This window comes from Tepidiforma flava, assembly GCF_027594505.1.
Taxonomy (GTDB): domain Bacteria; phylum Chloroflexota; class Dehalococcoidia; order Tepidiformales; family Tepidiformaceae; genus Tepidiforma; species Tepidiforma flava.
Genome location: NZ_CP115149.1, coordinates 1018099 through 1035619, shown reverse-complemented (window position 1 = coordinate 1035619; position 17521 = coordinate 1018099). Strand labels below are relative to the sequence as shown.

The window sequence follows — 17521 nt, the reverse complement described above, 5'->3', positions numbered from 1 at the left end:
TCGCATGACCTTCGACGAAGGCCAGGGCTACGTCGTCCTTGCCACGCTCGTGCTGCCGCTCGCGGCCGCGCTCATCCTCATCTTCACCCCCGGCTCCCAGAAGATGGCGGTCCGCTACATCTCAGCCGTCACGGGCGCCATCCTCGCCGCCCTCTCCATCTATATCTTCGTCGCCTACCAGGTCGATGGCCCCGAAGCCCAGATGAACCTGAACTGGGCCTGGGTCGAAAACGTCGCCTTCCTCGGCCCGGGCGGCATCTCCCTCCGCCTCGCCGTCGACGGCATCTCCGCCCTCATGGCGCTCCTCACGGGCGTCGTCGCCTTCGCCGGCGCCCTTGCCAGCTGGAAAATCGAATACCGCAACAAAGACTTCTACATCCTCTACTGGATTCTCCTCGCCGGCGTCTACGGCACCTTCTTCGCCTACGACCTGTTCTTCTTCTTCTTCTTCTACGAACTCGCGGTCATGCCGCTCTACCTGCTCATCGGCGTCTGGGGCTCCACCCGGAAGGAGTACGGCGCCGCCAAGCTCACGCTCATGCTCGTCGGCGGCTCGGTGCTCATCTGGATCGGCATCTTCGCCACCTTCCACCAGGCCGGCATCGGCACCTTCGACCTCCCGTCGCTCTGGGCCGCCGGCCAGGACGGCACCATCAGCGCCACCGCCCAGAAGGTCATCTTCCCGCTCATGGTCGTCGGCTGCGGCGTCCTCGCCGCCCTCTGGCCGTTCCACACATGGTCTCCCGACGGCCACATGTCCGCCCCCACCGCCGTCTCGATGGTGCACGCCGGCGTCCTCATGAAGCTCGGCGCCTTCGGCATCATCCGGCTCGGCATCCAGCTCCTGCCCGAAGGCGCCGCCTTTTGGATGCCGGCGCTCATGGTCCTCGGCACCATCGGCGCCGTCTACGGCGCCACCGCGGCCCTCACCCAGCGCGACTTCAAGCTCATCTCCGGCTACAGCTCGGTCAGCCACATGGGCTACGTGCTCATGGGCCTCGCCACCATGAACACGATCGGCATCACCGGCGCCGTCCTCCAGATGTTCTCCCACGGGGTGATGACCGCCCTCGTCTTCCTCATGATCGGCGCGCTCTACGACCAGGCGCATACGCGCGACATGAAGGAGTTCGGCGGACTCGGGCGCGTCATGCCGCTCTGGGTCATCTTCTACGCCATCGCCGGCCTCGCGAACGTCGGCCTGCCCGGCTTCTCCGGCTTCACCGCCGAATTCCACATCTTCGTCGGCACCTTCCGGACCTACCCGGTCTTCGGCGCGCTCGCCATCTTCGCCGCGGCCCTCGCCGCTGCCTACATGCTCCGGATGTTCGCGACCGTCTTCTTCGGCCCGCTCAACCCGCACTGGAAAGACCTGAAGGACCTCACCCCGCTCGAGCGCCTCTCCGGCGCGATGCTCATCGCCTCCATCGTCATCATGGGCGTCTGGTGGGCCCCGTTCACCGAGCGGGTCGGCCACACCGTCACCCTCCTCCCGGGGGTCACTGGCTAAGATGCGCGATTACGCCCTCTTCATCCCCGAGTACATCGCCTGCGGCGTCGCCCTGCTCGTCATCGCCCTCGAGCTGTTCGCCCCGCGGCTCCGCAAGGACCTCCTCGCCTACCTCACCGCCCTCGGCGCCGTCGCCTGGTTCGCCGCAGGCCTCGCCTTCCTCGACCGCGACCCGAAGTCCTACCAGGGCCTCTTCATCAGCGACGACTTCACCGCCTTCTTCCGGCTCCTCGCCGCCGGCATCGTCTTCGTCGTCGCCCTCATGTCGGCCGAATTCCTCAAGCGCCAGCGCGGCGTCGACCAGGGCGAGTTCTACGGGCTCCTCCTCGTCGCCGGCTCGGCCATGACGATCATGGCCGGCGCCACCGAACTCCTCACCGCCTACCTCGCGCTCGAAGTCCTCTCCTTCTCCCTCTACGTTCTCGTCGGCATCCTGAAGCGCGACCTCCGCTCCAACGAAGCCTCGCTCAAGTACATCCTCCTCGGCGCCTTCTCCAGCGCCCTCTTCCTCTACGGCCTTTCGCTCGTCTACGGCGCCGCCGGCACCACCTCCTACGCCGGCATCGCCGAGGCCTTCGCCGGCCGCGATTCCGGGCTCGACCCGGCCGTCGCTGTCGGCATGATGCTCATCCTCGCCGGCGTCGGCTTCAAAGTCTCGGCCGCTCCCTTCCACATGTGGGCGCCCGATGCCTACGAGGGCGCGCCCCTCCCCATCACGGCCTTCCTCTCCACCCTTTCGAAGGCCGCCGGCTTCGCTCTCATCCTCCGGCTCTTCTCCACCGCCTTCGTCACCGACGCCGAAAGCTGGCGCTGGGCCTTCCTTGCCCTCGCCGCCGTCACCATGACGGTCGGCAACCTCATCGCCATCCAGCAGAAGAACCTCAAGCGGCTCGTCGCCTACTCCTCCATCGGGCAGGTCGGCTACATGCTCATCAGCATCGCCGCCCTCGGCTACGGCGATGCCCAGGTCGGCCTCAACGCGACGAGCGGCCTCCTCGTCCACCTCGTCGGCTACATCGTCACCACGCTCGCGCTCTTCTCCGCCCTCACCGCGGCCGTCAGCCGCACCGGCAGCGAAGAGATCGCCGGCCTCCGCGGCCTCGCCGAGACGCAGCCCTTCCTCGCCCTCGTCATCACCGCCTCGCTCTTCTCGTTCGCCGGCCTCCCCTTCTTCGCCGGCTTCGCCACCAAGCTCTTCATGCTCCAGGGCGCCACCACCGACGAGACCATCTGGATCGTCGCCCTCGCCGTCCTCAACAGCTTCATCAGCCTCTACTACTACCTCATGGTCATCCGCCAGATGTACCTCTTCGACCCGCTCGGCGAAGCGGTCCGCTTCCGGGTCCAGCCGGTGCTCTGGGGCCTCGCCGCCATCCTCCTCCTCGGCATCCTCTTCATCGGCATGTACCCCGGCCCCGCGTTCGAATTCTCGGAGCAGGCCGCGAAGCCGCTCTTCGAGAGCGCCTCCGCCGCAGCCAGCGCGCGCGTCCAGGCTCCCTGAGGCAGCGGCGGCGCGCCGCCCTTCCTGCATGCAACGACCCGGGGCGCTGACAGACCTGCGCCCCGCGCGCTTGCCGCCGGCCCGCTACTGCACCGTAATCACCGTGTGCATGCCGAGCTCGTAGTGCGTCGCGATGTTGCAGATGAGCACGTAGCGCCCCGCCGGCAGCTCCAGCGTCGCCTTCTCGCTCTTTCCCGCCGCGAACTTCTCCACCTCGCCAACCACCTCCACCTGCTGCTCATCCACCTTCTTCTCCTTCACCGGGAGCCTGTCCTCCGGCAGGTCCGTGCGCACGAAGACCACCTCGTGCTCCGTCGTCCCCGTGTTCTTCGCCTTCACCCGCACGTCGCCGGCGGCCACGCTCGCCGGGCTCGCCTTGATGCCCCAGTCGAACAGCTCCACGTTCAGCGTCGGTACGCCGCTGTCGTCATCGTCGCCTGAGCATGCGCCCAGGCCCAGCGCTGCGCTGCCGAGCACGGCAAGCGCCGCCGCGGCCGTTGCCGGCCCGGCAATCCGGTGCTTCCAGGTCATCGGTCTCTCCCCGGGAATGTTGTCCCGCCCCGGAACGTAAAGAAGCCTTTCCCCTTCATCAACGTCAGCGAAATTCATGGCATCACGTGCGGGAAACAGGTTGCCCGCTTCTCCTCGGTCAGGACGCCTTGCCGCGCCTTGCCCAATCCGCGCTACACTGGGCGTAGCATGCCCAAGCTTGGCTTCCTCAACCGCATCCTCGGCGATTCCAACGAGCGGGAACTGAAACGCCTCCAGCACATCGTCGACGAGATCAACGACCTCGCCCCCGGTATCGAAGCCCTCTCCGATGCGGCGCTCGCGGCGAAGACCGCCGAATTCGAAGAGCGCCTCGCCGGCGGCGAAACCCTCGACGACATCCTCCCGGAGGCCTTCGCCGTCACCCGCGAAATGGCCGCCCGGAAAGTCGGCGAACGCCCCTACGACGTCCAGCTCATGGGCGGCATCGTCCTCCACGAAGGCCGCATCGCCGAGATGAAGACCGGCGAAGGCAAGACGCTCACCGCCGTCGCCCCCGTCTACCTCAACGCCCTCGCCCGCCGCGGCGTCCACGTCGTCACCGTCAACGACTACCTCGCCCGCCGCGACGCCGCCTGGTACGGCCCTGTCTACCACGCCCTCGGCATGACCGTCGGCGTCATCCAGAACGCCGGCATCTCGTTCATGTACGAACCCGGCTACGCGCCGGAGACCGAAGGCCCCGCTACCGGCTACAAGGACCTCCGCCCCGCCACCCGCAAAGAGGTCTACCAGGCCGATATCACCTACGGCACCAACAACGAATTCGGCTTCGACTACCTGCGCGACAACATGGTCCGCGAATGGGGCGACAAGGCGCAGCGCGAGCTCTACTTCGCCATCGTCGACGAAGTCGACAACATCCTCATCGACGAAGCCCGCACGCCGCTCATCATCAGCGGGCAGGCCGAAGAAGCCAGCGCCACCTACGTCAAATTCGCCCGCGCCGTCAAAGGCCTCCGCGAAGACATCGACTACATCGTCGACCACAAGGCCAAGCACATCGCCCTCACCGAAGAAGGCATCGAGCGCGTCGAGCGCGCCCTCGGCATCGCCAACATCTTCGAAGGCGACCCCCGCCTCGCCCGCCACCTCGAAGCCGCCCTCGATGCCGAATACCTCAAGCGCATCGACCGCGACTACGTCGTCCGCGACGGCGAAATCATCATCGTCGACGAATTCACCGGCCGCCTCATGCCCGGCCGCCGCTGGAGCCACGGCATCCACCAGGCCGTCGAAGCCAAAGAAGGCGTGCCCATCCAGCGCGAATCCATCACCTACGCCACCATCACCTTCCAGAACCTCTTCCGCCTTTACGAAAAGCTCGCCGGCATGACCGGCACCGCCGAAACCGAGGCCGAAGAGTTCCACAAAATCTACGGCCTCGACGTCGTCGTCATCCCCACCCACCGCCCGATGATCCGCGAGGACCACCCCGACGTCGTCTACATCAACGAGCGGGCCAAGTTCAACGCCGTCGTCGCCGAAATCGAAGCGATGCACGCGATCGGCCGCCCCGTCCTCGTCGGCACCACCTCCATCGAGAAGTCCGAATACCTCTCCAGCCTCCTCACCCGCAAGGGCATCCCCCACGAAGTCCTCAACGCCAAGCACCACGAGCGCGAAGCCCAGATCGTCGCCCTCGCCGGCCAGCGCGGCGCCGTCACCATCGCCACCAACATGGCCGGCCGCGGCACCGACATCAAGCTCGGCCCCGGCGTCGCCGAACTCGGCGGCCTCCACGTCATCGGCACCGAACGCCACGAATCCCGCCGCATCGACAACCAGCTTCGCGGCCGCGCCGGCCGCCAGGGCGACCCCGGCTCCTCCCGCTTCTTCGTCTCCTTCGGCGACGACATCATGAAGCGGTTCGCCCCCGACTGGGTCCCCGGCATGATGCAGAAGCTCGGCATGACCGAGGACATGCCCCTCGAATCGCGCATGGTCACCAAGGCGATCGAGCAGGCCCAGCAAAAAGTCGAAGGCCACAACTTCGATATCCGCAAACGGCTCGTCGAATTCGACGACGTCATCAACGAACACCGCAAGCAGATTTACTCCCAGCGCGACAAGATCCTCCAGGGCGTCGATACCCGCGCCAACGTCCTCGAAGAGATGCTCTTCCGCGAAATCGAGCGCATCACCGAGAACGTCAACACCCAGGACCCGGAATCGCTCGAACTCGCCCACTCCGAACTCCGCGAAATCTTCCTCCCCGAGGACCTCCCCTCTGTCGAAGAGATGGCCGAGCTCGGCGACGACCTCACCGATGAGCTCCTCGACCGCGCGGAAGACCGCTACGAGCAGATGGAGCAGGCCATCGGCGAAGAGAACATGCGCAAGGTCGAGCACTGGCTCCTCCTCGAAGCCATCGATACCCACTGGCGCGAACACCTCACCGCCATCGAAGAGCTCCGCCAGAGCATCGGCCTCCAGGCCTACGCCCAGGTCGACCCCCTCGTCGCCTTCAAGCGCGAAGGCCACGACATGTACGTCCAGCTCGTCCAGAACATCCGCCGGCAGGTGGCGCGCACCATCTTCAAGGTGCGCATTGTCCAGCAGCCCGCGCCCGCCCCGGCCCCGGCCGAGGCGAACGGCGCCGCCGCCCCGGCAGCTCCCGCCCCGGCCGCGAAGGCCGCGCCCGTCCTCGCGAAGCCGACCGGCCCCAGCGAGCAGGAGATTCGCACCCTCGGCGCGGCGCCCCAGCGCGGCGGGCAGGGCAAAGGCAGCACCGCCGCCAGGCGCCGGAAGCTCATCCGCTGATGGGCGCCCTCGCCGACCTCGGCCTCTCCACGGCCGACGGGCCCATCATGCTCGTCTCCGCGCCCGATTCCGTCCTCGCCGAGGCGTCCCGCATGAAGCCGCGGCCCGCCTTCGCCAGCACCATCCTCACCGCCGAGCCGACGCCCCGCATCCTCTGGTGGCCCGAGCGCGCCCACCTCGACCCCGCCGTCCTCAGCCGCCTCGCCTGGATGACCTCCGTCGCCCGCGGCGAAGCCTGGCTCATCCTCGACCCCGCCGAGCCCGAATCGCCCGCCAGCGCCGAGATCCAGCCCCTCCTCGGCCCCGCCTCCCTCGCCCTCGTCGAAGAGCGCCCCATCGGCCGCGGTGAAATCGCCCTCCGCGTCCGCCCCGCGGCAGCCGGTCCGCGCTGATCCCGGCCCGCCTCGGCCCGGCCTCTGCTACAGTTCCCTCCACACCCCCGCGCGAGCAGCCCCGCCCCCATGAGCAAGGACAACGCGAAGAAGCCGGCGAAGAAGAAGAAACAGAAACAGCAGCAGCCCGAGGCGAACCCCGCCACCCTCCTCCAGTCCCCGCCCCTCCCTCCCATCGAAGGGCCAGGCCGCGCCATGGTCATCATGGCCCACCCCGATGACGCCGATTTCCTCTGCGCCGGCACCGTCGCGAAGTGGTGCGCCGAGGGCTGGGAGGTCGTCTACGTCGTCGTCACCAGCGGCGACAAAGGCACCCACGACCCCGCCATGCACCCCGAAAAGCTCGCCGCCATCCGCGAAGAAGAACAGCGCGAAGCCTGCCGCGTCCTCGGCGTCAAAGAGTGCATCTTCCTCGGCTACCCCGACGGCTTCACCAGCGAAAGCGCCGAACTCCGCGGCCAGATCGTCCGCCTCCTCCGCCTCTACCGGCCCGACGTCGTCATCACCTGGGACGCCTTCCGCGGCACCTTCAACCACCGCGACCACCGCAACGTCGGCCAGGCCACCATGGATGCGATCTACCCCATCGTCCGCGACCGCCTCTTCTACCAGCAGCACGAGCACGAAGGCCTCGAAAGCCACCAGGTCAACGAAGTCCTCCTCGCCGGCGCAGAAAACCCCGACTACACCGTCGACATCACGGACTACTGGGAGAAGAAAATCGCGGCCATCCTCTGCCACACCAGCCAGCTCGGCGGCCGCACCCGCGAGGACTTCCTCCGCGACCGCGCCGAGCGCGAGAAGCGCGAGCCCGGCAAGCCGATCGAAGAGCGGTTTCGCCGCTGGAGCATCCGGCGGCCGCCCCGGATGCCGCAGCAGGCCCAGGCCGGCGCCGAGCCCCGCCAGAAGCCCCAGCGGGCAGCCGGGTAGCCCGCGCTACGCCTGCCGCACCACCCCGGCAGCCAGCAGCGCCGCGATCCGCTCGTCCGCGAAGCCGCACTCCCGCAGCACCTCGGCCGAATGCTCGCCCACCAGCGGCGAGCGCCGCGGGTAGCCGTTCGGCATCTCCGGGAACCAGCCCAGCAGCCGCGGCCCGCGAATCGGCCCCAGCTCCGGGTGGTCGAAATCCTCGAAGTAGCCCGACGCGTGCAGCCACGGGTCCTCGAACAGCTCTTCCGCCGAGAGCGCCGGCGCCGCCGGCACCCCCCGCGTCAGCAGCCGGTCCAGCGCCTCCGCCCGCGGCATCCCGGCCAGCGCCGCTGCGATCCGCTCCGCCAGCGGGCTCGACGCCGGCTCCCGCAGTGCCTGCTCCGCCAGCCAGCCCCCGGCCCATTCCGGGTGGCCGAGCGCCGCGCACACCCCGTGGAACTGCTCCGGCTTCGCCGCCGCGATGAGCAGCCAGCCGTCCGCGCACCGGTAGTACCGGTTCAGCGCCGAGAGCCCGAGCAGGTCGAGCCCGCCTTTCGGGTTGGCCGGCCGCCCTTCGTACCACGTCACCTCGCCCGAGAGCGTGAGGATGCTCTGGTTCGCGAGGCAGGTCGTCACCTCCTGTCCCTCGCCCGTCACCTCGCGCGCCGCAAGCGCCGCCACCACCCCGAAGGCGGCCATCATCGCGCTCGCGGTGTCGTTCACCGGGATCTGGTAGAAGACCGGCTCGTCGTCGCCGCCCTGCAGCGCCATCAGCCCGCTCCGCGCCTGCACCAGCGGGTCGAACCCCGGGTCCTGCGCCAGCGGCCCCTCCGGCCCGTAGCCCGTCACCGAACAGCTGATGATGCGCGGGTTCACCGCCCGCAGCGCCGCGTAGTCGATCCCGAGCCGCTCGCGCACCCCGAGCCGGTAGTTGTCGAGCACCACATCGCTCACCTTCACCAGCTCGAAGAACGCCTCCCGCCCTTCCGGCCGCTTCAGGTCGATGGCGAGGCTCCGCTTCCCCCGGTTGTAGCCCACGAACCCGAGGCCGTACGTCCGGAACGGGTCGCCCTCCAGCGGCTCCACCTTGATGACGTCCGCGCCCCAGTTCGCGAGGATCGTCGGCGCGTACGTCCCGGCGATGAACGCCCCGAGGTCGAGCACCCGCACGCCGGCGAGCGGCCCGCCCGGGAGGGGCGCCGCGTTCCCGCCCCGCACCCGCTCGTGCGGCCCGATCTCCTCGAGGCGCGCCGGCTGCGGCAGGTGGCGCACCGCGCCCGGCGTCGCGCTCAGCTTCACCGGCACGCCCGGCATCACCACCGTCCCGAGCCGCTCGTGCTCCAGCTCCACCCGCATCCCGTTCGCGCGCACCGTCTCGCTCGCAAACCATTCCTCGATCGTGCCCACCGGCCCGCGCGGCACCCCTGCCGCGTGGAGGATATCGAGCCACTCCTGCCGCGGCTTCTCCTTGAACCGCGCCTCCAGCGCCTCGATCACCTGCTGGTTGATGCCCGGCTTCAGCAGGTTGGTGAATTCGCCTTCCACCCCCTCGAGCGCCATCAGGTGGAGCATGTCCGTCGCTTCCAACGCCTTCAGGAAGAACTGCGGCGTCAGCGTCCCGAGGAAGAACCATTTGCCATCCGCGCATTCGTACAGCCGGTAGTTCGGCACGCCGCCGCGGCTGCCGCGGCCGCCCAGCCGGAACATCTCGCCCGCCCGGATCGTGCCCCCGCTCTCCACCGCGGCCACCCCGTGGAGGCCGCTCACGACCACGTCCTGCCCGCGCCCCGTGCGCAGCTTCGCGTAGAGCGCGCTCGCGATCGCCCCCGCGCCGAGCATCGCCTGCCCGTAGTGGACCTGCGGCGTCACGAGGTAGGTCGGCCGGTCCTCGTAGCTCATCTGCAGCCACGCCACCCCGGAAACCGCCTCGAGCAGCCCCTCATCCGGCGGCAGCTGGCTCCAGCGCCCGAGGGGGGAGTAGGGCGGAAACCATGCGTGCACCAGGGCGGGGTCGGTGCCTCGCACGGAAACGGTGTCGAGGCCGCTCCGCTCCAGCTCCCCCGGTGTCCAGTCGAACACGGCAGCATCGGCAGTGGCAAGGAGGTCTCGAGCGGCAGTTAGGCCTTCAAACTGGTGGAGATCGAGGGTCACCACCCGCTTGTTCCGGTTCCAGCACCAGTACCCCGGGTGCGCGGCCATCCGGTCGCCTCCCGGCGGCTCGACTTTGATCACCTCGGCGCCGAAGTCGGCGAGCAGCATCGTCGCCATCGGCCCCGCAATCCCCTGGCAGAAGTCGATCACCCGGAAACCGCTGAACGCACTCATGGCCCGGAACTATAGCCCGCCGGCCGCGAACCGGCACCGCACCCCGGGCCGCCCCCTCCCCGTCCCCCGCTGCCCCTCCGGACGTCCTGCAGACCGCCGACGATCCCGGCAGGAGCCGCTCCCGGTGCGCATCGTCGAATCCGCCGACCTGCCGCTCGCCGCCTTCCAGCGCAGCCTCGAGGCCCGCGCCGCCGAGGCGCGGCAGGCCCTCGCCCGGCTCCCGGCTGCGCCGCCCGGCGCCACCGCGCCCGCAGCCGCGCTCCCCGATGCCGTCACCCTCTCGCCGGAAGCCCGCGCCGCCTACCAGCAGCTCCTCCGCGAGCAGCCCGACCTCGCCGCGCTCGCCCGACTCCTCCGCGAAGCCCTCCGGCAGCCCGCCGATGGCGCCGCCTTCCGCGCCCTGCAGACCGCGCTCGCCCGCGCCCCGGCGGCCGCCCTGCCCGCCGCGCCCGGCCAGCTCACGGCGCTGCTTGCTGCGCTCCGCGCCGCCGTCCCGGCCCTCGCCGCCGATGCGGCCGCGGCGCACCTCGCCGCTGCGTGGCTCCTCGCCGGCGGCCCGCGGCCCGGGCTCGAACTGCCGCCCGCGCTCCTCTCGCTCCTCGCCGAGCCGCCCCCGCGCCGCCAGCCCTCCCGCCGCAGGACGCCCCGGCGCGCGCCTCGACAGGCATAGCCAAATATTTGTACAGTCCGCCCAGCATCCCGCGAGGAGCGCCACCCGCATGAACGTCACCTGGGCCGAACTCCAGCCCGAATTCGATGCCATCACCCGCCGCGTCGTCTGGGCCGTCGTCACCACCGTCGATACCCGCGGCCGCCCCCGCTCCCGCATCCTCCACCCCATCTGGGACGGCCACGTCGGNCCGCATCCTCCACCCCATCTGGGACGGCCACGTCGGCTGGGTCGCCACCTCGCCGACGTCCCTCAAGGCGAAGCACATCGCCGCCAACCCGTTCGTCGCCGTCGCCTACTGGGACCAGCAGCACGAGCAGGTCTACGCCGAGTGCCGCGCCAGCTGGGACGACTCGCTCGAGCGGAAGCAGTGGCTCTGGGAGCTCTTCAAGACGACGCCCCCGCCGCTCGGCTACGACCCGGGCATGCTCTGGTCCGGCGGCCCCGCCGACCCGACCTTCGGCGCGCTCCGGCTCGACCCCTTCCGCATCGAAGTCTCCCGCCTCAGCGAGGTGATGACCGGCAAGCCGCCGCGCATCTGGCGGCCGTCACACGGCTAACCCGCGCCCGCCGCGCCCCGCTCCTGCGCTTCGAAGGCTGCCAGCATCTCGGCTCCCATCGCTGGCAGGTCCGGCTCCCGCTCGCCCCGGTACACCCCGGCCGCGACCTGCCGCCAGAGGTCCAGCACCGCCGCCAGCTGCTCCCGGTAGAAGATAGCGTAGGCCCCCGCCAGCTCCTCGACCCGCTCCCCGAGCGCCGAGACGGCCGGCTCGCCGGCCCGCGTCGCCTGCCACGCCAGGCTCGTCCCCATGTGCTCCCACGGCCAGGCGAGCACCGTGTTCTCCCGGTCGGCCAGCGCCGCCTTGAAGCCGTCCGCCGTCCGGCGCGCCACCACGCCCGCCTCCTCCCGCAGCGCCGGCCGCAGGATGTCGGCCCGCCGGAACGCCTCGGGCCGGGCGAACGCCGCCCCGCAGACGAGCGAGGCCGCGTTGCTGCAGGCCCGCTCCAGCTTCGCGAACGGCAGTGACGCGGCCGGCTCGCCGCCGGCGAACTGCCCCAGCAGCCACGCCCCGAAGCTCGCCGGTTTCGCCGCCGCCGCCGGGGGCGCGGCCTGCCGCCGGAACCACCTCATGCTCCCATTGTCGGCCGCCCTCCGTCCGCCGCGCACACGGCCCGCGCCCCTATCGGCGTTCGGCATGCCCCCGATGCCGCCACCCCGCCCCGAGGGCCATCCGGCCGTCCGGCGGGTACCCCAGCGGCCGTACCCCGTTCCCGCAGCCCGTTCCTAGCATGGAGTCGCATCACCGCGGCGGCGAAATGGGGGCGTCCGCCGCGTTCGCTCGCCTTCATCCTTGCGTGGAGCGTTGCCCTTGCACGGCAAACATCTCATCAGCGTCGCCCTCCTCTGGGCCGGCCTCACCGCCGTCGGCGAGCTCCTCGTCTTCGCCGACCTCTTCCCCACCGTCGGGTCGCACGAGGCCGAGGACTTCGACAGCATCTTCCGCTTCCTCCTCATCCTCGGCATCCCCGTCTTCACCTTCGTCATCGCCGTCGTGACCTATGCCGCGCTCACCTGGCGGATCCGCGGCGAGGCGCCGGACGGAGACGGGCCGCCCATCCGCGGCCACGGCTGGATCCCGCGCATCTGGCTCGCCATCACCGCCGGGCTGGCCATCTTCGTCATGATCCACCCCGGCCTGACCGGTCTCGCCAAGCTCCAGTCCAGCGCCACCGCCTACGGCTGGGGCAAAGAAGAAGCCGACCTCGAAATCAACGTCACCGCCTTCATGTGGCAGTGGACGTTCGATTACCCGGACGGCACACAAGTCTCCGTCTCGAAGGGCGGCGAAGTCGTCATCCCCGTCGACAAGTACGTGAAGTTCAACGTCAACTCCATCGACGTCGTCCACTCCCTCTGGATTCCCGCCTTCCGCATGAAGATCGACGCCGTGCCCGGGCGGACCACCTTCATGACCGTCCACCCGACCCGGCTCGGCGATTACCGGGAGGACCAGTCCTACCGCGTCCAGTGCGCCGAGCTCTGCGGACTCGACCACGGAAAGATGTGGCTCCCCGTCCGCGTCGTCACCGAATCCGAATTCGAGGCGTGGCTCGCCAGCCTCAAGCCCCAGGGGAACTAGCAGATGTACGCAGTTAAATCCGTCGCAGGCGCCATGGGCCTCGGCCTCATCGGCTTCTACCTCGGCCTCGGCATCGTTGCCGTCCTCCGCTGGCTGTTCGGCTACCCCGACCCCTGGGGCGGCGAAATCAACATCATCGGCGGCTGGGTGCTCGGCGTCTTCCTCTGGCTCATGGGCATCGGCATGTGGGGCATGTGGGGCCGCGAGTGGTTCGGCCTCAAGACCTACCAGCGCAACCTCCCCGGCTGGCAGCGCTACTTCACCTTCAACACCGACCATAAGGTCATCGGCATCCAGTACCTCGTCACCTTCATGGTCGTCTTCTTCCTCGCCGGCGCCCTCGCCATGCTCATGCGCGCCGAGCTCGCCCAGAGCGGGAACCAGTTCCTCTCCAACAGCCAGTACAACGGCACCATGGGCCTCCACGGCATCCTCATGGTCGCCGTCGCCGTCGCGGCCGTCATCGGCGGCATCGGCAACTACGCCGTCCCGCTCATGATCGGCGCCCAGGACATGGCCTTCCCGCGCCTCAACGCCCTCACCTTCTGGCTCGTCCCGCCCGTCGCCGTCGGCCTCCTCGCCACCCCCTTCCTCGGCGGCATCGAACACGGCTGGACGGCCTACCCCCCGCTCTCCGTCTTCACCAACAGCTCGCAGGTCCTCTTCTCCCTCTCCATCATCACCTTCGGCCTCACTTCCATCCTCGGCGCGCTCAACTTCATTGTCACGATCATCTACATGCGCGCCCCCGGGCTCACGTGGGGCCGGCTCCCCATCTTCGTCTGGTCCATGTTCGCCACCTCATGGATCGCCCTCCTCTACACGCAGGGCTTCGCCGCCGCCCTCCTCCTCATCCTCCTCGACCGCCTCGGCTTCTCCTTCTTCGAAGCCTCGACCGGCGGCGACCCGCTCCTCTACCAGCACGTCTTCTGGTTCTACTCCCACCCGGCCGTCTACATCATGGTCCTGCCCGGCTTCGGGCTCGCCCTCGAAATCATCGCCCACTTCTCCCGGAAGCCGCTCTTCGCCTACAAGTACGCCGTCGCCGCCTTCCTCGGCATCCTCGGCCTCAGCGGCGTCGTCTGGGCCCACCACATGTTCACCTCCGGCATGCCGAACTACCTCCACGGGCCCTTCCTCGTTGCCACCGAACTCATCTCCATCCCCACCGGCCTCATCTTCCTCTCCGCCCTCGGCACCATCTGGCTCGGCCGCCTCTGGCTCAAGCCGCCCATGCTCTTCGCCCTCGCCGTCATCTTCAACTTCGCCTGCGGCGGCGTGACCGGCATCTTCCTCGCCGACGTCCCCACCGACATCCACCTCCAGGACACCTACTTCGTCGTCGCCCACTTCCACTACACCATCGTCGGCGGCGAAATCTTCGCCCTGTTCGCGGCCATCTACTACTACTTCCCGAAGATGACCGGCCGCATGTACAGCGAGCGGCTGGCCAAGCTCCACTTCTGGTGGATGTTCATCGGGTTCAACGCCACCTTCTTCCTCATGCACCTGCCCGGCATCAAGGGCATGAACCGGCGCATCGCCGATTTCCAGTCCGAACTCGACCCGCTCAACCTCACCATCAGCCTGGCGGCCTTCCTCCTCGGCGCGTCCTTCCTCGTCTTCATCTGGAACATGGTCTACAGCTGGGTTCGCGGCCCCGTCGCCGAGGCCAACCCCTGGCAGGTGCGCACCCTCGAGTGGCAGACCACCTCGCCCCCGCCGCACGAGAACTTCCCCGCCCCGCCCGTCGTCCGCGGCGGCCCGTACGACTACGGCGTGCCCGGCTCCATCCACGCCACCTTCCCCTCCGCCCCCTCGGCCGGCTTCGCCGGCGCGCCCGCGGGCGGCGGCCAGTAAGGAGACCGCACCATGCGCAAACCGATGCAGACCGGCCTCATCGTCGCTGCCATCCTCGCCGTCCTCACCATCACCGAGTACCTCTTCGCCACCCACGTCGGCGACGACCTCGTCCGCTTCCTCGGCATCACCGTTTCGGCGCTGGGGAAGGCCGTGCTCATCATCTACTACTTCATGCACATCTACCGCCTCTGGCGGCCCCAGGAGGCCCACTAAATGGCGCTCGCGACCGCACATCACGAAGCTGCCCACGCCCCCGCGCACAACCACCTCGCCATCAACCGCGCCGGGCTCTGGCTCTTCTTCTTCTCCGAGACCATCCTCTTCGGCCTCCTCCTCAGCGCCCGCTTCTACCTCGAGGGCATCCACCGCGAAGAACTCAACCAGGCCCTCGGCCTCCTCATCACCGTCATCCTCCTCCTCAGCTCCGTCACCGCCTACACCGCCGAGACGGCCATCGAACACGACAACAAGAAAGTCGCCAGCTGGTATCTCTTCTTCACCATCGTCCTCGGCCTCATCTTCGCCGGCGGCGTCGCCTACGAATGGTCCATCGCCCACTTCCACCGCTCCGAATCGTTCGGCTCCATCTTCTTCACGATGACGGGCATCCACGCCACCCACGTCATCACCGGCGTGTTCATGCTCATCCTCGTCTGGGCCCAGGCCCTGCGCGGCCGCTACAGCTCGAAGAACCCCTGGGCCGTCAGCGCCGTCGTCATGTACTGGCACTTCGTCGACGTCGTCTGGGTCTTCTACTACCCGGCACTCTACCTCACGAAGTAGCATCCCCCGCGGAGGCCGTCCGATGCGCCAGCTCGCTCGCCCCTGGGTGCGCCAGATGCTCCTCTGGACGCTCGGCGGCTTCGCCGTCGGCTGGCTCGTCAGCCTCCTCTGGTGGTCGATGCTCGTCCCCAATACCCCGGACCCCGTCGAAGAGATCGTCATCCCGCCCGGCGCCGCGGACCTCGTCGCCCGCGGCTTCCGGGTGCCCGGCGTCCCCTCCGTCATCCGCGCCGGCGAAAGCGGCACCGTCCGCATCGTGAACAACGACACCGCCGAGCACTTCCTCGCCGGCAACCTCATCCGGCCCGGCACCATCGCCGACATCCGCCCCGGCCCGGCCGAGGGCCAGATCGCCTGCACCTTCCACCCGGGCGGCGTCATCGGCTATCAGCTCGATGCCCGCCCGCCCATCACCGTCACCTTCATCCCCGCCGCCATCCTCGGCGTCCCGTTCGGCATCGCCTTCGGGGTCGCCGCCATCGTCGCCCGCCGGCTCGGCGATGAACCGGCCGAACCCTCCCCCGCCTGAGCCCTCGGCCAGCGTCCACTGGCCTGGAGAACGTCGTGTCCGAACAGCCTCTCGCTAGCCCGCCTCCGCGCCTGGAAGGACGCCGTGTTGTGCTCGAACCCGTGCATCCCGGGAAGCTCAGCGCTTCCCTCCGCGACCTCTTTCGCGACTGTAGTGAGCGCGTTCGGTCCGGGGTGGATGCCGATTCGGCTTGGACCCGTTCCGCCTCCGCCGTGGTCGCAGGGGAATGTCTTGCCTGGACGATTTCGTGCGTTTGGGATGACCCGGTTGGCCTGGCGTGGCTCGCGCCGGGTCGGCAACTCGGGGGCTTGGACGGTCCAGTGGTCGCGACACTCGGCATCGCGTGGAGAAGCGGGCGCATGCCCGAGTCGTCCTGCGTCACAGAGGTGGCGTACCTCGTCGCCCGGTACGCATTCGATGTCTGTACGGTGCATTCGCTGACGGTGAGGCGGCCGACGTTCGGGACGAACCCGGCAGGCGTTTCCGCTCCCATCCTCCGCGGCGAATGGCCCGCCCTCCGCGCCTCCCTCGAAGCCCGGCTCGCCGGCTGACCCCGCCCTCCCCGTCATCCCGCTCACATGGCCCGCCCCGCCGCCCCGCCATGCGCCCCCCGGTGGCTCTATTGCCAGCACCGCAACCGTCCTACACTCAGAACCACACCCGTCGCACAGGAGCAGCGCACCATGTCCCAGGCACATACCGGCACGTGGGCAGTCAAAGTCGGCCTCGCCCAGATGCTCAAAGGCGGCGTCATCATGGATGTCGTCACCCCCGAACAGGCGAAAATCGCCGAAGAAGCCGGCGCCTGCGCCGTCATGGCCCTCGAACGCGTCCCCGCCGACATCCGCCGCGACGGCGGCGTCGCCCGCATGAGCGACCCCGAAATCATCTACCGCATCATGGAGGCCGTCACCATCCCGGTGATGGCCAAGGCCCGCATCGGCCACTTCGTCGAAGCCGAAGTCCTCCAGGCCATCGGCGTCGACTACATCGACGAATCCGAAGTCCTCACCCCCGCCGACGAATCCCACCACATCGACAAGCACCAGTTCAAAGTCCCCTTCGTCTGCGGCGCCCGCAACCTCGGCGAAGCCCTCCGGCGCATCGGCGAAGGCGCCGCCATGATCCGCACGAAAGGCGAAGCCGGCACCGGCGACATCGTCGAAGCCGTCCGCCACATGCGCGCCGTCCAGGACGAAATCCGCCGCCTCACCACCCTCGCCGACGACGAGGTCTACACCGTCGCCAAGGAGCTCGGCGCCCCGCTCGAACTCGTCCAGCAGGTCAAGCGCGAAGGCCGCCTGCCCGTCGTCAACTTCGCCGCCGGCGGCGTGGCCACCCCCGCCGATGCTGCCCTCATGATGCGGCTCGGCGCCGATGGCGTCTTCGTCGGCTCCGGCATCTTCAAGTCCGAAAACCCGCCCGCCGTCGCGAAGGCCATCGTCGAGGCCACCACCCACTACCAGGACCCGGAGGTCATCGCGCGCGTCAGCCGCGGCCTCGGCAAGGCGATGCCCGGCATCTCCGTCAGCTCCCTCGGCGAAAAGGAGCTGCTTGCCACCCGCGGCTGGTAGCCCGGCAGCGCC

General features: G+C 69.2%; 16 protein-coding genes. 13 read left to right on the top strand and 3 right to left on the bottom strand.

The window, feature by feature from the left end; genetic code table 11:
• The first annotated feature begins 4 nt into the window (after window positions 1-4).
• The gene (locus tag O0235_RS06145) at window positions 5-1510 is read left to right on the top strand and encodes a complex I subunit 4 family protein (RefSeq protein ID WP_270057661.1); all 1506 of its coding nucleotides are present in this window, start codon (window positions 5-7) and stop codon (window positions 1508-1510) included.
• A 1-nt stretch (window position 1511) separates the two neighbouring features.
• Complete coding sequence (locus tag O0235_RS06140; RefSeq protein WP_270057660.1) at window positions 1512-3011, top strand: NADH-quinone oxidoreductase subunit N; 1500 nt, start codon at window positions 1512-1514, stop codon at window positions 3009-3011.
• Between the two features lie 84 nt (window positions 3012-3095).
• On the opposite strand, the gene O0235_RS06135 is transcribed toward O0235_RS06140, so the two are convergent.
• Window positions 3096-3542: a plastocyanin/azurin family copper-binding protein gene (locus O0235_RS06135; RefSeq protein WP_270057659.1), complete on the bottom strand. Its 447-nt coding sequence runs from the start codon at window positions 3540-3542 to the stop codon at window positions 3096-3098.
• A 168-nt stretch (window positions 3543-3710) separates the two neighbouring features.
• Between O0235_RS06135 and secA the strand changes: the two genes are divergently transcribed.
• From secA to O0235_RS06120, 3 genes are all read left to right on the top strand, one after another.
• Window positions 3711-6323, top strand: a complete 2613-nt coding sequence (gene secA / locus O0235_RS06130; RefSeq protein ID WP_270057658.1) for a preprotein translocase subunit SecA — start codon at window positions 3711-3713, stop codon at window positions 6321-6323.
• Window positions 6323-6715: a hypothetical protein gene (locus O0235_RS06125; protein ID WP_270057657.1), complete on the top strand. Its 393-nt coding sequence runs from the start codon at window positions 6323-6325 to the stop codon at window positions 6713-6715. The genes secA and O0235_RS06125 overlap by 1 nt, the downstream gene beginning before the upstream one ends.
• Window positions 6716-6784: 69 nt before the next feature.
• Complete coding sequence (locus O0235_RS06120; protein WP_270057656.1) at window positions 6785-7645, top strand: PIG-L deacetylase family protein; 861 nt, start codon at window positions 6785-6787, stop codon at window positions 7643-7645.
• Window positions 7646-7651: 6 nt separating this feature from the next.
• Here O0235_RS06120 and O0235_RS06115 read toward each other — a convergent pair whose 3' ends face one another.
• Complete coding sequence (locus O0235_RS06115; protein WP_270057655.1) at window positions 7652-9949, bottom strand: CaiB/BaiF CoA transferase family protein; 2298 nt, start codon at window positions 9947-9949, stop codon at window positions 7652-7654.
• 124 nt (window positions 9950-10073) lie between these two features.
• Here O0235_RS06115 and O0235_RS06110 point away from each other — a divergent pair, with 124 nt between their 5' ends.
• On the top strand, window positions 10074-10619 hold the full coding sequence (locus O0235_RS06110) for a hypothetical protein (RefSeq protein ID WP_270057654.1): 546 nt from the start codon (window positions 10074-10076) through the stop codon (window positions 10617-10619).
• A 556-nt stretch (window positions 10620-11175) separates the two neighbouring features.
• Here the strand turns inward: O0235_RS06110 and O0235_RS06105 are convergent.
• On the bottom strand, window positions 11176-11751 hold the full coding sequence (locus O0235_RS06105; protein WP_270057653.1) for a hypothetical protein: 576 nt from the start codon (window positions 11749-11751) through the stop codon (window positions 11176-11178).
• A 238-nt stretch (window positions 11752-11989) separates the two neighbouring features.
• Between O0235_RS06105 and O0235_RS06100 the strand changes: the two genes are divergently transcribed.
• The 7 genes from O0235_RS06100 (at window position 11990) to pdxS (ending at window position 17509) form a co-directional block, all read left to right on the top strand.
• Complete coding sequence (locus O0235_RS06100) at window positions 11990-12760, top strand: cytochrome c oxidase subunit II (RefSeq protein WP_270057652.1); 771 nt, start codon at window positions 11990-11992, stop codon at window positions 12758-12760.
• A 3-nt stretch (window positions 12761-12763) separates the two neighbouring features.
• Window positions 12764-14620: a cytochrome c oxidase subunit I gene (locus O0235_RS06095; protein ID WP_270057651.1), complete on the top strand. Its 1857-nt coding sequence runs from the start codon at window positions 12764-12766 to the stop codon at window positions 14618-14620.
• Between the two features lie 12 nt (window positions 14621-14632).
• Window positions 14633-14836 carry a cytochrome C oxidase subunit IV family protein gene (locus O0235_RS06090; protein WP_270057650.1) on the top strand — a complete coding sequence of 68 codons (204 nt, stop codon included), beginning with the start codon at window positions 14633-14635 and terminating at the stop codon, window positions 14834-14836.
• The gene (locus tag O0235_RS06085; protein WP_270057649.1) at window positions 14837-15406 is read left to right on the top strand and encodes a cytochrome c oxidase subunit 3; all 570 of its coding nucleotides are present in this window, start codon (window positions 14837-14839) and stop codon (window positions 15404-15406) included.
• Between the two features lie 22 nt (window positions 15407-15428).
• A complete protein-coding gene (locus O0235_RS06080; RefSeq protein WP_270057648.1) occupies window positions 15429-15935 on the top strand; it encodes a hypothetical protein in 507 nt (168 codons plus the stop codon).
• Between the two features lie 359 nt (window positions 15936-16294).
• Complete coding sequence (locus O0235_RS06075; RefSeq protein ID WP_270057647.1) at window positions 16295-16486, top strand: hypothetical protein; 192 nt, start codon at window positions 16295-16297, stop codon at window positions 16484-16486.
• A 132-nt stretch (window positions 16487-16618) separates the two neighbouring features.
• Window positions 16619-17509, top strand: coding sequence for a pyridoxal 5'-phosphate synthase lyase subunit PdxS (gene pdxS / locus O0235_RS06070; protein ID WP_270057646.1), 891 nt, complete (start codon window positions 16619-16621; stop codon window positions 17507-17509).
• Window positions 17510-17521: the final 12 nt, after the last annotated feature.

Bases quoted from the DNA above. Each gene is read 5' to 3' on its own strand.
- O0235_RS06145 (WP_270057661.1), top strand. From the start codon at position 5: ATGACCTTCGACGAAGGCCAGGGCTACGTCGTCCTTGCCACGCTCGTG.
- O0235_RS06140 (WP_270057660.1), top strand. From the start codon at position 1,512: ATGCGCGATTACGCCCTCTTCATCCCCGAGTACATCGCCTGCGGCGTC.
- O0235_RS06135 (WP_270057659.1), bottom strand. From the start codon at position 3,542: ATGACCTGGAAGCACCGGATTGCCGGGCCGGCAACGGCCGCGGCGGCG.
- secA (WP_270057658.1), top strand. From the start codon at position 3,711: ATGCCCAAGCTTGGCTTCCTCAACCGCATCCTCGGCGATTCCAACGAG.
- O0235_RS06125 (WP_270057657.1), top strand. From the start codon at position 6,323: ATGGGCGCCCTCGCCGACCTCGGCCTCTCCACGGCCGACGGGCCCATC.
- O0235_RS06120 (WP_270057656.1), top strand. From the start codon at position 6,785: ATGAGCAAGGACAACGCGAAGAAGCCGGCGAAGAAGAAGAAACAGAAA.
- O0235_RS06115 (WP_270057655.1), bottom strand. From the start codon at position 9,949: ATGAGTGCGTTCAGCGGTTTCCGGGTGATCGACTTCTGCCAGGGGATT.
- O0235_RS06105 (WP_270057653.1), bottom strand. From the start codon at position 11,751: ATGAGGTGGTTCCGGCGGCAGGCCGCGCCCCCGGCGGCGGCGGCGAAA.
- O0235_RS06095 (WP_270057651.1), top strand. From the start codon at position 12,764: ATGTACGCAGTTAAATCCGTCGCAGGCGCCATGGGCCTCGGCCTCATC.
- O0235_RS06090 (WP_270057650.1), top strand. From the start codon at position 14,633: ATGCGCAAACCGATGCAGACCGGCCTCATCGTCGCTGCCATCCTCGCC.
- O0235_RS06085 (WP_270057649.1), top strand. From the start codon at position 14,837: ATGGCGCTCGCGACCGCACATCACGAAGCTGCCCACGCCCCCGCGCAC.
- O0235_RS06080 (WP_270057648.1), top strand. From the start codon at position 15,429: ATGCGCCAGCTCGCTCGCCCCTGGGTGCGCCAGATGCTCCTCTGGACG.
- O0235_RS06075 (WP_270057647.1), top strand. From the start codon at position 16,295: ATGCCCGAGTCGTCCTGCGTCACAGAGGTGGCGTACCTCGTCGCCCGG.
- pdxS (WP_270057646.1), top strand. From the start codon at position 16,619: ATGTCCCAGGCACATACCGGCACGTGGGCAGTCAAAGTCGGCCTCGCC.